Genomic DNA, 12,918 nt, shown 5'->3' on the forward strand with positions numbered 1-12,918 from the left:
GTGAACGGGAACACCCGCAGGAGCCGGGGCCCGAGCCTCCGTCCGGCGGAGGGATCGGTTCCTGACCATCGGCGGGAGAGCACGGGCGGCACCCGCGCACCCGATCGCCCGTGGCCGTCGATCGGGTCCGCCCCGTCAGGCACGGGACGCACCCCGCCGGGCCGGTGACCGCGGTCCGGAGGGCTCCTGGCGGAGGACGCCGGGCCGGCTGCCCCGCGCGGTGCCCACCACCGCCCACACGGTCTTGCCGGGGCCGGGGCGGCGGTCGGTGACGCCCCAGTCGGCGGCGAGGGCGGTGACGAGGAGGAGGCCGCGGCCGGACTCGGAGTCGGTGTCGGGGGCGCGGAGGCGGCCGACGGGCCCGCGGACCCGTGCTCTGCCCGGCACGGGACGGACTGCGGGCTGCCCGCGGCCCGGCCCGTGGCCGGCACGGACGCCGGTGGGCGGTACCTGCGGTCGGCGGCCAGTTCACCGATCGGCGGATACGGATCGGTGAACTCCCATTCGTCATCGGCCAGTTGCGCTCGTGTCACGGGAGAGTGCCTGCCGGTCCGGGCCCCGCCGAGGGGGCGGATCCGCGGATTGACCGGATACGCGCCCTAGTACAGGCCGCGGGAGCGCAGCCAGTCTCGCCGGAGCGACTCCAGTGTGGTGCCGCTCACCGTGCTCCAGTGTTCGCCGCGTGCCAGCGCGGCGTCGACGCCGCGCAGGACCGCCGCGGTTTCCGGGGAGTCGTCGAAGGGGTCGCTCACCGGCCTCGTGCGGAAGGCCGCCCCCGGCGGGAGTGCACCGGGCATCAGCTCCTGCTCCACCTGGAGCAGTTCCTCCCGGCTCTGGTAGGCCGGCAGGACGACCTCCAGCGTCACCAGGTCGGAGCCCTCCTTCTGGCTGAGCCAGTACGTGCGGTCGTCGTGGCGCCCGATCCGCTTGTAGACGCGGGGGCCGTCCAGCAGGCGACGGAACTCCTCCCGCAACGGCTCCGGCACGATCGACGTCAGCGTGTCGAGGTGTGCGCGGTCGCGTCGGCCCTCGATCTTCAGGCCGGTGAACGGCCGGGTGTCCGTCACGCACCCTCCCCCTGTGCGTCGGCCGGCGTCTCGCCCCGTCATGACCGATCGTAGCCGGAAGGCCGCTCCGGGGCACGGGCAGCGGCGGAACTGCCTTATGTGCCAAGAGCGTTGCCTTCGTTGTGGAGCGTTGTGGAGCGTTGTGGTGCGACGGGTGCCGGTCACGGACGGGGCCGGACCGCGAAGGCGTTAAGGGGCTCGGCGCCTGCGATCCGGACGCCCGGCGTGAGCAGTTCGCTCAGGCGGTGGTCGGGTGCGAAGCGGTCCGCGGGATGGGTCTTCCCTAGTCCGCGCGGCCGGTGGCGGCGACCGTGACGCCGAGTCCGATCATGGCCATGCCGCCGGCGCCGCCCACGAGTGACATCCGGCGCGGGGAACGGCCGAACCAGGCCCGCGCGGCGGAGGCCGCCAGTCCCCAGACGCTGTCGGACGCCAGCTGGAGCAGCGCCCCGGCCAGCCCCAGGAGCAGGATCTGCCCGACGACGTGACCCGCGTCCCGGTCGACGAACTGCGGGAGCACGGCGGTCAGGAAGACGATGCTCTTGGGGTTCGTCACCCCGACGGTGAACCCCTCCCACGTCTGCCGGAGCGTTCCGCGGGCGGCGGTCCGCGCGGCGCCGGGCTCCGGGGGAGGCGTGCGGCTGCCCCGGATCGCCTGGACACCGAGGAAGACCAGGTACGCGGCCCCGGCGATCTTGATCAGGCTGAAGGCGAGGGCCGACCTCGCCACCACGTTCCCCACCCCGAACGCCACGGCGACGACGAGGGCGTACCCGCCGAGCGCGTTGCCGAGCACCGACGCCAGCGCCGCCCGGCGCCCGTGCGCCAGGGCCCGGCCGACGACGAACAGCACGCTCGGCCCCGGGATCGCGGACAGCAGCAGGGACATCGTGCAGAAGGCAGCCAACTGGTGAAGATCGATCACCGTTGCATCATCGCCCGAGACTCCCCGGGAAGGCGAGGGGGACCATCGGCCTACTCCTCGAGTCGCAGCCCGCGCGGGTCGCCGGCCTTCAGTCGTCCAGATCGGCGCAGAGGGCGGTCACCTTCTCGTGGGCCGCCTCCGCTTCGGCACCCTCCACCTTGAAGGTCCGCAGGCGCATGTGGACGTCCTGGAAGGCCTCGTTCAGGGACTTGTAGCGGTCGTCCAGTTCGGCAGCCGCGTGGGCCAGAGAGGCGGCACCGACGGCGCGGTCGAAGTGGGCCGAGGCGTCCTTGTCACCGTTGGCCAGCGCACTGAACGCCGGAACCCGCTGCCACGCCTGGCAGGCGCCCGCCGCGTCGGCCGCCGCGTTGTCGACGCCGGTCCCGGAGGCCGCGCTGTCCGGGCCGGCCCACAGGAGCCAGCCGACGCCCATGCCCGCACCGGCGGCGACGACGGCGGCCACCACCGGCGCGACCCACCGGGAGGAAGCGCGGCCACCGGTGACGGGAGCCGGTGGGGTGGAAGGAGGGGGCGGTGGGGGAGCGGATGCGGTCATCGAAACGGCTTCCTTCGGTCTACGGGGTACACGGAGAGGCGATCCCGGCACGGGAACCGGCAGCAAGTGAACCACTTCCGTCACCGGCCACGCTGCCGGGACCGTATGTCGAACCCGACGGGACGTCAGGGCCGATCGTGCGCCCGCTCGTGCCCCGCTCCAAGGCCGAGGAGGCGTCCGAGTGCGCCACCTCGCCGGCTCACCGGTGGTTCCCCGCCTGCGGCGACCGGTGGGGGTCGGTGCGCACGTGCGCGCGTACCCCTTGCAGGCCGAAGAGGATGAGGAGCTCGACCGCACCGCCGTCGGCGCTGCCCAGCCAGTGCGGCAGGGAGGTGTCGAACTCGGCTGCCTCACCGGGCGGCAGCGTCAGGTCGCGCTCGCCGAGCACGAGCCGCAGGCGGCCGTCGAGCACGTAGAGCCACTCGAAACCCTCATGGGTCTGCAGGGCCGGTTCCAGTGGCTCCGACCGGGCCGGAATGATCATTTTGAACGCGTGCACCCCGCCCGGCCGCCGGGACAGGGGCACGAAGGTCATGCCGAACCGCCTGATCGGCCTGAGGTGGATCCGGGGGTCGCCGGTGCGCGGGGCGCCGACGAGGTCGTCCAGCGGAACGCCGTGGACACGGGCCAGCGGCAGCAGCAGTTCCAGGGTCGGCCTGCGCTGCCCGTTCTCCAGCCGGGACAGGGTGCTCTCCGAGACACCGGTCCGTGCCGCGAGGTCGGCGAGGGTGATGCCGCGGTCGCGGCGCAGCGCGCGAAGCCGCGGCCCGACCGCGTCGAGCACTTCGTCGTCCGCAGGGTGGTCCATCGGGCCACCTTGCCACAACCGCAAGATTCCGTGCCAAACGGCGGGACGCCTCACGAGACTGAGCGGCACACCGACACAAGGAGCCTTGATGAGCACCACCGATGCGGTCACGTTCTGGGACGGCGTCCACGCGGCCCGGCCGGAGGCCGGCGACCCCCGGCCGAACGTCCGCCTCACCGAGACGGCGGCGGGCCTGCCGCCCGGTGACGCGCTGGACCTCGGATGCGGCAACGGCGGCGACGCGCTGTGGCTGGCCCGCCGGGAGTGGCGGGTCACCGCCGTCGACATCTCGGCCGTGGCCGTCGAGCGGCTCGCCGCCCTCGCCCGCTCACACGGCCTGGGCGAGCGCGTCACCACGGTGCGGCACGACCTGCGCGAGCCCTTCCCGTTCAGCGGATTCGACCTGGTCTGCGCCCACTACCTGCACACCCCCTTCGACCTGGACCGCGCGGCCGTCCTGCGCGCGGCCGCGCACGCACTGCGCGCGGGCGGGCGGCTGCTGGTCGTCGACCACGGCTCGACCGCGCCGTGGTCGTGGGACCAGGACCCCGACATCCACTATCCGAGTCCCCGGGAAGTCGCCGCGGACATCGGCCTGGACCCGGCCACGTGGACGGTCGAGCGGGCCGACACACCCCGCCGGACCGCCACCGGCCCGGACGGGCGCACCGCCGAGGTCACCGACCACGTCCTCCTCGTCCGCCGCACCGGCTGACCCCGCGGCCGGCCCGCCCCGCTCCCGGCGTCCGCCGGGCACTCACCCAGCGGTCTCCCCGGCCTTCGGACCGGGAGGCGCTCCCGGTCGACCGGCGGAGAACGAGCAGGTCCGGGACCCGTAGCCTTTCGATCATGGCCGACGTCTACGAACTCCAGCTCACGCTCGACCTGCCGGGCTCGCTCCCGCCGCGGGACCTCGCCCTGCTCCGCTGGCACCTGGGGGAGGAGGGCGGCCGGCAGGACGACGGGTACGAGTACCCCCTCTGGGCGGACCGGGGGCCGGCGCTGCGGATCGGGGGCGCGCTGGTGGGGGAGCTGTGCTCGGACGGCCCGCAGTGGGCGCTGGCCGTGCGGCAGGAGGCGCACCCCGACGAGTTCGACGACCTGCGCAGGATGGTGCTGTGGCTCGGCGCGCGCACGACCACGGTGGGCACCGTCGGGTACCTCCGCTTCCACGAGTCCCACGTCCCCGACGTGCTGGTCGCGGAGTCGGGGGCCGTCCGCAGCGCGGTCCTGCGGGTGGAGAAGGTCCTCGAGTCGGCGACCGAGGTGATCCCCGACCCCTGGGCGTGAACCGCGGGCGTCCGGGAGCCTTCCTCCCGTCCACGCCGTCGAGGCACCGTTCGCCTCCGGCCGTCCCGTCCGGTCCCGTCCCGGCCGGTCGTCAGCCCGCCCAGGGCACCCGGCCACCCGGTCGCGACGGTGGCCGTGCGCCCCGCGGCCGCCGACCGCACGATGGGCCGTGCCGCCGGCCGGCAGGCCGATCGGTACCGGCCGGAGGCGAGGGAGGACCCGCGACGGGCGAGCTGTGCACCGACGGCGAGTGGACGGAGGCGGCGGCCGGCGCGAGGTGGTCAATCCGTACACGGAGGAGCGTGGACGGCCCGTGTGCCTCCGCCGCCCCGGCCGGCCGGCGACCGGGTGGGCCGCACGCGCGCGGACCGCCGCCCGGCCGCCGCCGTCGTCTCACACCCGGGCGGACACGCCGCCGTCCGGCACCGGCCCGGTGAGGTCGGGCTCGCCGAACTCCGTGCGCAGGGCCCGGAAGGCGGCGACCTTGTCCTCGCCGAAGCGGCGTACGTGGGCGGCGTACGCGTCGGGGGAGAGGAACGCCGACGGCCGGGACTTGCTGTGGAACTTGTCCGCGTACATCACCAGCCTCTCCTCCGCCGTCTCCGCCAGGTAGTCGGCGGGGGGCAGCGGGAGACCCTGGCGCAGGACGTCGTCCGTGGTGACCCCCACTCCGGTGTGGTGGGAGCAGAACCGGCACAGGGCCTCGGGGAAGCCCTCCTCCTCGAGGATCTCCTGGCCGAGCAGTCCGTGCCGGATGTAGTTCCCGTGGTCCAGCCGCCCGTCGTCCCCGTAGAGGCGGTAGACGCCGATGTCGTGGAGGAGGCAGCCGGCACGGACCAGTTCGGCGTCGACGTCGGGGCGCGAGACCGAGATGAGCTGTTCGGCGATGCTCCAGACGATCTCGCAGTGCGTGTGGACGAGGGCGAACGCCTCGGCGGTGGGCGCGTGCTTCTCGTGCAGTGCGCGGATCTCGTCGGGTCCCGGAATCCTCATTCCGGGAGCGTAACAACCGCCCTGCCGGTGGTCCTGGGCCGGGGACGCCGGCCGGAGGCCCCGGACGTCCTCGTTCACACCCACGGGTCGTCGCCGGACCGGACCGGCGTGCCGGCCGTGACCCCGGCGTAGGCGCAGAGCGCGGCCTGGGTGTCGGGCAGCCCGAGTTCGCGGAGGGTCCGCTCGAAGCGCCGCCCGTAGTCACCCCACGGACCGGTACGGGCGAGGAAGCGCAGGACGCGCCGCTGTCCGCCGCCGAGCCCGGGGAACGGCGGCAGCGGGCCGGCAGCGGCGTCGTGGAAGGCCGCACGCACCACGTCCTCCGCCAGGTCGGCGATCTTCCGGTCGGGCATCCCGCCGAAGGCCTCGACGACGGCGCCGAGCACGGTGTCCGGGGCGTGCGGGACCAGGGGCAGCAGCGAACGGGCGACGTAGCTGTGCGGGTTACCCTCGTCGAAGTCCGTGAGGGGACGGGGGACGACGTCCGCCGCGGCGGCGGCCAGCTCGCCGATCACCAGGTCGCACAGGCCGGCTCCGAGCACGTCGGCGCCGTCGGGGCCGCCGGCCAGCCGGGCGAGGGCCGTGGCCGCCGCCCAGCGCAGCAGCCGGTCCTCGGCCTCCAGGTAGGGCCGCAGGCGCGGTACGAGGGTGACGTCGCCCACCAGACCGGCGGCCACCAGCGCGGTGGCCGTCACGCCCGGGTCGTCCTCCGCGGCGAGGCGCGCGAGCAGCCGTGGCAGCGACCGGGAGGCCTCCTCGGGGAACCAGGCGAGCAGGTAGGCGATCCGGGTGCGCACCTGCGGGTCGGGGTCGTCCAGGAGGCGGTGGAGGCCGGGCAGTTCGGCCCGGACCGCGTCGTAGGAGCGCAGGGCGCCGTCCCGCGCGTCGACGGGCTTCCCGGCCGCGCAGTACTCCCGCATCTCCTCCAGCCGGCGGCGCCGCTCCCCGTCCTGCTCGACGGCCAGTTGCCCGTCGTACCAGGGCAGGAGGTTCTCCGGCGCGTGCCCGGCGGCGGCCGCGCGCCAGGCCGCGGTGTCGATCCCGCGGGGCAGGTCGTACTCGTCGTGCCAGTCCACCGCCAGGCGGGTCAGCAGCCACAGCACGTCCACCCGGACCGGCCGCGGGCCCGCCACGGCGATGCGGGCCAGGAACGGCACGGCGTGGGGCGAGGCCTCGTAGCGGCTGCCCTGGTGGAAGATGCTCGTGAACAACCCGCTCAGGGCCTTGCCGCGGGCGGTCTCGTCGTCGCCGCACAGGTCCCTCAGCCGCCCGGGGACGTCCGCGGCGCTGCCGTAGGCGTGCTCCAGTCCGGCCCAGTCCACCTCGTCCAGACCGGCCAGGAGGCCGCCGTGCTTCTCTTCGGTCATGCGGACAACCCTCGCACGCCCCCGCTCCGGTTCCCGCTCACCCGATCGAGCACTCCCGCACGTCGAGCGGCTTGCCGCTGCCGGCCGGTCTGCTGCACAGGACCTCCGCCTCCGAGACGCCTCCCGGGGTCCTCCGGACCCGCTTGAGGACGATGCTGTGGCCGTGCCGTTCGCCGTACAGGGGCGCGTCGGTGAAGTCGATCGTCCCGGTGGCCATCCCGTCGAGCTTGACGCTCCTGAGGTTGACCCAGGTCGCCGCGCGGCTCTGGCGCACGTCCCCGAGGCTGGCCGCCCAGTACAGCGCACGCGTGGCGTCGTGGGAGAGGGCCGTCTGCCCGCTGGCGAAGTCGGCTGCGTCGTACGTGGCCCTCCCGTCCTCCAGCCAGGGGAGGTACTTGGCGGCCTCCTCGTAGAAGGCGGTCCCGGACGCGGCCTCCTCCAGCTCCGCCAGGGCCGCGTGGTACAGCGTGATCCGCGGGGCCACGCCGTCGCGGCCGCCCGTGCCGGAGAACCTGGCCTTGCTCAGGTCGTCGCCCGTGAGGATCGACATCTCCCTGTTCGCGCAGCCCGGTTCGGTGCTCAGCTGGGTCATCAGCGGTCCGATGTCCTCGACCCGCCCGGCGAAGTAGATCACCGAGGGGACGCTCTCCCCCCGGCAGATGCTCTCCGCGTGCAGCCGCAGTTCGGGCTTGCCGTTCGCCACCCGGTAGTTCTGCGCGGGCAGCAGCCGGAAGCCCTCCCGCTCCAGCATCTCCCCGCCGTAGAGGGCCTGCTCGCTGGTGTAACGGTCCTGCGACTCCTCGGTGTCGCGGGCCAGCACCAGGGCGCGCGGGGATCCGCCCCGGGTGCGCAGCTGCCGGGCGACGAGACCGAGCGCGTTCGCCTGGTGCTCGTCGGGGGCCGCGAGGCTGAACCAGTTGGAGAACTCCTTCGGCAGGTAGGTCGCCGAGTTGGTGCCGGAGACGACGGGCAGCCCCACCGCGTGGAGCCGGCGCGTGACGTCGGGGCTGCTCTGCAGGTCGCGGCCGAAGCCGACGACACCGACGACGGTCGGGTCGCGGTCGGCGTACTCGGCGATCGCGTCGGCCGTGACGCGCTGGTGCCCCATGTCCGCGCCGCCGTTGGCGAGCAGCACGCGCAGCTTCACCGTGTAGTTCTCGTTGACGACGCGCTGGGCGAGGTACACGCCCGCCAGTTCCTCGGCGCCCTTGACCAGGGAGGGGTCCACCGGGGAGGAGCTCAGCGGACCCGCGTACACCACCGTGACGTAGGCGTCGGGGTGGTCGCGCAGCACCTCGGCGTTCTCGGCGTGCACCAGGTCCTCCAGCTCGCGCACCCTCCGGCTCTCCCCGTCGGCTCCGTCCCGGAGGTGCGCGCCGAACCGGACGTCTCCGACGGCTATCCCGACGCACTCCGTGCCCCCGCCGGGCGCGGGGCGCCGTTCGGTGTCGCGGTCGGCGGTGAGCAGGCCCGCCGAGCAGTACGTCCGGTGCAGTTCGCGGGAGTGGACGACGCCCGCGGTGACGGCGAGGGCGAGGACGAGGAGCAGGCTGTGCGCCGACCACACCACACGGGCCAGGGGCGGTCGGTGCCGGGCCCTGACGCACCGCCAGTCCGTCTGCCGCAGCTGCACCAGCTCCGCACGGGGCAGCGGGATCCTGAGCACCCAGGGCAGGGCGTTCGTCCTGCTCGGCGACTGGTCGGCCCGGAGGTTCCCGGCCCATTCGTCGTACCAGTGCCGCAACCGCTGCTGGAGGCGCGGGGACCGGGCCGGGGCCTGCGGCCGGCCGGCCGGCGGACTTCCGTCCGCGCTCCGGTCGAGCAGCGCCGCGTCGTCCGCCGCCACGCCCGCCACGATCAGCAGCGGGTCGAGCTCGCTGCGCCGGCTGCGGACGTCGCTGACCGCCCTGATCAGTTCGATGCCGCCGTTCTCCCGGTCTATCCGGCGCAGGAACAGCACCGGCGGGCGCGTCCGCTTGAACCCCCGCAGGTCCCAGCTGCCGCGCCGGTGGTTGTCCCGCAGGTCCTCGAAGAGCGCCAGCACGTACAACTGGAGGGGGAACGGGCCGCCCTCCCGCATGGCCTCGGCCACGTCGTAGGCGCGGGCCGCTATGGCCCGCCAGGAGCCGACGGGCCGCAGCAGCCGCACGCTGGTCGACTGGCGGCGGGCGGCGGACTGGAGGAACGTCGTGGTCAGGAACCACCGGCTCTCCCTGCGCAGCCACAGGAAGAGGGGCGCGCGCCCGGGGACGTGGTTCAGGACGGCGAGCAGGATCATCAGCCCGATGCCCGCCAGGACGGCGATGTACCACTCGGGGCGGGTGAGCAGCGCGGTGAAGGCGCCCAGGACGCCCATGGGGAGGAACTGCTGCACGTCGGTGAGCAGCATCTGCCGGTGCCGGCGCGAGGGTCTGCGGGGACGCCAGCGCTGCCGGGCCAGGATGCGCAGCAGGTGTGTCTGGGCCTGCTCCCGCTGGACGTTCCCGTCCGGGGTGCCGGCGGGGGCGGTCGGCCAGTGCTCGCGCATCTCCGGATCCTCGGTGGCCTCCTGGAGGGCGCGGACGAGGCCCAGGCGGGGGAAGGCGTAGGGCCGGTAGGCGGCGGACCGGTCGCCCCACTTCCTGGAGTCGCCGAGGTCGCACAGGAGCCGCGCGGCCCGGGCCGTGGGGTCCGAGTCCCCCGGTTGCGGCTCGGTCGGGGCGACGGCCAGGCGCGTACCGTGACGCTGCTGCCCTTCGCGCAGTTCGTCGACGAGTTCGGTGACGCGGTCGTCGTCGGCGGAGTCCTCGGCGTGCAGCACGATGACCGGCATCGGGGGGTCGCTGGTCCGGAAGTCCTGGATCAGGGACTCCAGTTGTCGCTGGACGTCGATCCCCGCCTCGGTCGACATGCCCGGGTGACCGCCCGGACAGTTCCGAGGGAAGCTCTGGTCAGGGTCGTGCATGGACACCCCCGTGGCCGTAAGACACATGTGTCACAAGCGCTTTGCGAGGATAACGCTCACTTCTGACAACCGCTCCTGACGGAACGGCGGTTCGTCGCGGTGGTGGTGCCGGGGCCGGCGGACGGCGCCGTCGGCGCGCGAGGTCACGCGATCGGGTGATGCCGTGCGATGCGGGCACGTGCGGGGCCGACGGTCCGTTCGATCCGGTGACGGGGGCGTCCCGTTCACCCTCGACACGGTTCACCTTCGACACGGACGATCGGAGCGCGCCATGAGCCTGCTTCTCCACCGCAACCCCGACGGCACGACGACCGGGCGCAACGACGCCACCGGGTTCACGGTGACGAACGCCGACGAAGAGGAGGTGAAGAGGCTGCTGTACGAGGACGCGGGGTGGGAGTACACACCTCCACCGCCTCCGGTGCCGCCCGGCTTCCACCGGTTCTCGCTGGTGCACGACGAGTTCCGGGCCGCCGGATTCGGGGACGAGCGGTATGCGGGGCTGCGGGCGCGTCCGCCGGAGGGGTGCGTACCGGTCGACCGGGGGTGCTTCGCCCTGGAGTGCGAGCGTCCGGGGAGGACGCTGTTGGACGCGGTCGCCGGTACGGTCGCGGAGATCCGTCGCGAGCACGGGCTGGTGATGAACAGCCTGGGCGTCGAGAAGCCCCAGGAACGGTCCGACGCCGACCACGAGAACGGGTACGCGGCGAAGACCGTCGCCCACCTGGTGCTGATGGCCGCTCACCGGGCCCGCGTGCTCGGTTACGGACGCAGGGACGTGGTCCGGCTGCTCGACGCGGCGGGTGTCGAGTAGCCGGTGAGGCGGCAGTCCTGGAGGGCGGGGTCGCACGGAGACGATGTCCCGGACTGCCGCCCTCGCCGCCGCCGACGGCGGTCACCGGTCCGTGTACCTGCACGCGGGTCCGTCGCGGCGGCGGGGCCGCTGCCGAGGCGGAGGCGCCCGTGACCGCCCCGCACCCCGCGTCGTGCCCGGCCCGGTGCCCCGTCCCGCATCCCGTCCGTCACGCCTCGTACCCCGTCCGTCCCGCCCCGTGTCACCCGGCGACCAGTTCCCGTACCTCGGCAGCGGCGGGAGCCACCACCCGCACCCGAGACGTCCGCCACAGCCACAGCACATCGCGCCCGAACGACCACACCAGCAGCCCCAGCGCCAGCACCACCACACCGACGTCGGCCGCGTGCGGCAGCAGACCCGAGCCCGCCAGCAGCAACAGCACCCCCTGGAGCGCGGCCACCGTCTTGCGGGCCGTGCTCGGCGGCAGCGGGGCGGTCAGCCAGGACCAGACGCGCGCCGCCGCGACGAAGACGTACCGCATCGCGCCGATGAGCAGCACCCACGGCCCCATCGCCATCGACACGTACACGCTCAGCACCAGGATCAGGAACGCGTCCACCTCCATGTCGAAGCGGGCGCCCAGCGGGGTCGACGTACCGGTCCTGCGCGCCACCTTCCCGTCCACGCCGTCGAGGATCAGCGCCACGGCGGTCAGACCGACGAGGAGGGAGACGGGCGGCGAGTCCTGGAACGAGTCGGCCACCAGCGCCGTCACGCCGCCGACCAGGGCGGCCCGGCCGAGGGTGACCCGGTTGGCCGCGCCGAAGGAGCGCAGCCGGGCCCGGTGCAGGGCCCGGGAGAGCGCCGCCCAGGTGGCGGTCGCGAACGCCAGGCCGGTCAGCCAGCCCGCCGGGCCCATCCCGATCGCCGTGCCGATCAGGGCCAGCAACAGGACCTGCACGCCCGCCCCCACGGCGGTCTCCTGCTGTACGAGCCTCGCGTCGTAACTGTGGTTCAGGGCCACCGAACATCCTCCGGCCGTGTGACAGAGTCGATCAACGCCGCTACCTTGTGCGCGGCCTGTGCACCACTCGGTACGCGTGCAGCTTCCCGACCGTTCAGGAGGATTTCGATGAACCGCACCGCTCGTGCGTTCTGGCTCGACTCGCCTGGACGAGGGGAGATCCGCGAGGTCGCCCTGCCGGCTCCCGGTGCGGACGAGGTGCTGGTGCGCTCGCTGTACTCCGGGGTGAGCCGCGGCACGGAGACGCTCGTCTTCCGCGGCGGGGTGCCGGAGAGCCAGCACGCGGCCATGCGGGCGCCGTTCCAGGAGGGCGACTTCCCGGGGCCGGTGAAGTACGGCTACCTCAACGTGGGGGTGGTGGAGGAGGGGCCCGGGGAACTCGCCGGCCGGACGGTGTTCTGCCTCTACCCGCACCAGACCCGGTACGTCGTCCCGGCGCGTGCCGTCACGCCCGTGCCGGAGGGCGTGCCCGCCGGACGGGCGGTGCTGGCCGGCACCGTGGAGACCGCCGTCAACGCCCTGTGGGACGCCGCGCCGCTGGTCGGCGACCGGATCGCCGTCGTCGGCGGCGGCATGGTCGGCTGCTCGGTGGCCGCGTTGCTGGCGCGCTTCCCCGGCGTGCGCGTCCAGCTCGTCGACGCCGACCCCGCGCGGGCGAAGACCGCCGAGGCGCTCGGCGTCGGCTTCGCGCTCCCGGGGGACGCGCTCGGCGAGTGCGACCTGGTCGTGCACGCCAGCGCCACCGAGCAGGGGCTGAGCCGGGCGCTCGAGCTGCTCACCGCCGAGGGCACGGTCGTCGAGCTGAGCTGGTACGGCGACCGGAAGGTGAGCCTCCCGCTGGGTGAGGCCTTCCACTCGCGGCGGCTGGTCATCCGCAGCAGCCAGGTCGGCACGGTCTCCCCGGCCCGCGCGAACCGCAGCTACGCCGACCGGCTCGCCCTCGCCCTCGACCTGCTCGCCGACCCCGCGCTCGACGCCCTCGTCACCGGCGAGTCCGCCTTCGAGGAACTGCCCGACGTCATGCCCCGGCTCGCCTCCGGGGAGATCCCGGCGCTGTGCCACCGCGTCCGCTACGGCGCCCCGGACGGGAACGAGCGCGCCTGACCTGAGAAAAGACGTAGCGGACGCTGAACACGGGAATGCAGTCA

The 12,918-nt window shown here is 74.1% G+C and carries 13 protein-coding genes; 4 read left to right on the forward strand and 9 right to left on the reverse strand.

Annotated elements, in window-relative coordinates; all coding sequences use genetic code 11:
* Positions 1-135: 135 nt before the first annotated feature.
* From FHS37_RS39965 to FHS37_RS28820, 5 genes are all read right to left on the reverse strand, one after another.
* Positions 136-387 carry an ATP-binding protein gene (locus tag FHS37_RS39965; protein ID WP_373304302.1) on the reverse strand — a complete coding sequence of 84 codons (252 nt, stop codon included), beginning with the start codon at positions 385-387 and terminating at the stop codon, positions 136-138.
* Positions 388-599: 212 nt separating this feature from the next.
* A complete protein-coding gene (locus FHS37_RS28805) occupies positions 600-1,067 on the reverse strand; it encodes a hypothetical protein (RefSeq protein WP_184826510.1) in 468 nt (155 codons plus the stop codon).
* Between the two features lie 283 nt (positions 1,068-1,350).
* On the reverse strand, positions 1,351-1,956 hold the full coding sequence (locus FHS37_RS28810) for a LysE family translocator (protein ID WP_184826725.1): 606 nt from the start codon (positions 1,954-1,956) through the stop codon (positions 1,351-1,353).
* 124 nt (positions 1,957-2,080) lie between these two features.
* Positions 2,081-2,548, reverse strand: a complete 468-nt coding sequence (locus FHS37_RS28815; protein ID WP_184826512.1) for a hypothetical protein — start codon at positions 2,546-2,548, stop codon at positions 2,081-2,083.
* Positions 2,549-2,747: 199 nt separating this feature from the next.
* Entirely contained in the window at positions 2,748-3,356 is a 609-nt protein-coding gene (locus FHS37_RS28820) for a helix-turn-helix domain-containing protein (RefSeq protein WP_184826515.1), read from the reverse strand.
* Between the two features lie 88 nt (positions 3,357-3,444).
* Between FHS37_RS28820 and FHS37_RS28825 the strand changes: the two genes are divergently transcribed.
* Both FHS37_RS28825 and FHS37_RS28830 read left to right on the forward strand, forming a co-directional pair.
* Complete coding sequence (locus FHS37_RS28825) at positions 3,445-4,071, forward strand: class I SAM-dependent methyltransferase (RefSeq protein WP_184826517.1); 627 nt, start codon at positions 3,445-3,447, stop codon at positions 4,069-4,071.
* A gap of 134 nt (positions 4,072-4,205) precedes the next feature.
* Positions 4,206-4,646: a hypothetical protein gene (locus FHS37_RS28830; RefSeq protein ID WP_184826519.1), complete on the forward strand. Its 441-nt coding sequence runs from the start codon at positions 4,206-4,208 to the stop codon at positions 4,644-4,646.
* Between the two features lie 393 nt (positions 4,647-5,039).
* Here FHS37_RS28830 and FHS37_RS28835 read toward each other — a convergent pair whose 3' ends face one another.
* From FHS37_RS28835 to FHS37_RS28845, 3 genes are all read right to left on the reverse strand, one after another.
* Positions 5,040-5,639, reverse strand: coding sequence for an HD domain-containing protein (locus FHS37_RS28835; protein ID WP_184826521.1), 600 nt, complete (start codon positions 5,637-5,639; stop codon positions 5,040-5,042).
* Positions 5,640-5,713: 74 nt separating this feature from the next.
* A complete protein-coding gene (locus FHS37_RS28840; protein WP_184826524.1) occupies positions 5,714-7,006 on the reverse strand; it encodes a HEAT repeat domain-containing protein in 1,293 nt (430 codons plus the stop codon).
* A gap of 37 nt (positions 7,007-7,043) precedes the next feature.
* Complete coding sequence (locus FHS37_RS28845) at positions 7,044-9,896, reverse strand: ABC transporter substrate-binding protein (protein WP_184826526.1); 2,853 nt, start codon at positions 9,894-9,896, stop codon at positions 7,044-7,046.
* Positions 9,897-10,221: 325 nt separating this feature from the next.
* Between FHS37_RS28845 and FHS37_RS28850 the strand changes: the two genes are divergently transcribed.
* The gene (locus FHS37_RS28850; RefSeq protein WP_184826528.1) at positions 10,222-10,764 is read left to right on the forward strand and encodes a hypothetical protein; all 543 of its coding nucleotides are present in this window, start codon (positions 10,222-10,224) and stop codon (positions 10,762-10,764) included.
* Between the two features lie 241 nt (positions 10,765-11,005).
* On the opposite strand, the gene FHS37_RS28855 is transcribed toward FHS37_RS28850, so the two are convergent.
* A complete protein-coding gene (locus FHS37_RS28855; protein WP_184826530.1) occupies positions 11,006-11,770 on the reverse strand; it encodes a CDP-alcohol phosphatidyltransferase family protein in 765 nt (254 codons plus the stop codon).
* Positions 11,771-11,878: 108 nt separating this feature from the next.
* On the opposite strand from FHS37_RS28855, the gene FHS37_RS28860 reads away from it, so the two are divergent.
* Positions 11,879-12,874 carry a zinc-dependent alcohol dehydrogenase gene (locus FHS37_RS28860; protein ID WP_184826532.1) on the forward strand — a complete coding sequence of 332 codons (996 nt, stop codon included), beginning with the start codon at positions 11,879-11,881 and terminating at the stop codon, positions 12,872-12,874.
* Positions 12,875-12,918: the final 44 nt, after the last annotated feature.

This window comes from Streptomyces griseomycini (genome assembly GCF_014203535.1).
Lineage (GTDB): Bacteria > Actinomycetota > Actinomycetes > Streptomycetales > Streptomycetaceae > Streptomyces > Streptomyces griseomycini.

Coding starts and splice junctions, on each gene's coding strand:
- FHS37_RS28810 (WP_184826725.1), bottom strand. CDS start 1,956: ATGTCCCTGCTGCTGTCCGCGATCCCGGGGCCGAGCGTGCTGTTCGTC.
- FHS37_RS28815 (WP_184826512.1), bottom strand. CDS start 2,548: ATGACCGCATCCGCTCCCCCACCGCCCCCTCCTTCCACCCCACCGGCT.
- FHS37_RS28820 (WP_184826515.1), bottom strand. CDS start 3,356: ATGGACCACCCTGCGGACGACGAAGTGCTCGACGCGGTCGGGCCGCGG.
- FHS37_RS28825 (WP_184826517.1), top strand. CDS start 3,445: ATGAGCACCACCGATGCGGTCACGTTCTGGGACGGCGTCCACGCGGCC.
- FHS37_RS28830 (WP_184826519.1), top strand. CDS start 4,206: ATGGCCGACGTCTACGAACTCCAGCTCACGCTCGACCTGCCGGGCTCG.
- FHS37_RS28835 (WP_184826521.1), bottom strand. CDS start 5,639: ATGAGGATTCCGGGACCCGACGAGATCCGCGCACTGCACGAGAAGCAC.
- FHS37_RS28840 (WP_184826524.1), bottom strand. CDS start 7,006: ATGACCGAAGAGAAGCACGGCGGCCTCCTGGCCGGTCTGGACGAGGTG.
- FHS37_RS28845 (WP_184826526.1), bottom strand. CDS start 9,896: ATGTCGACCGAGGCGGGGATCGACGTCCAGCGACAACTGGAGTCCCTG.
- FHS37_RS28850 (WP_184826528.1), top strand. CDS start 10,222: ATGAGCCTGCTTCTCCACCGCAACCCCGACGGCACGACGACCGGGCGC.
- FHS37_RS28860 (WP_184826532.1), top strand. CDS start 11,879: ATGAACCGCACCGCTCGTGCGTTCTGGCTCGACTCGCCTGGACGAGGG.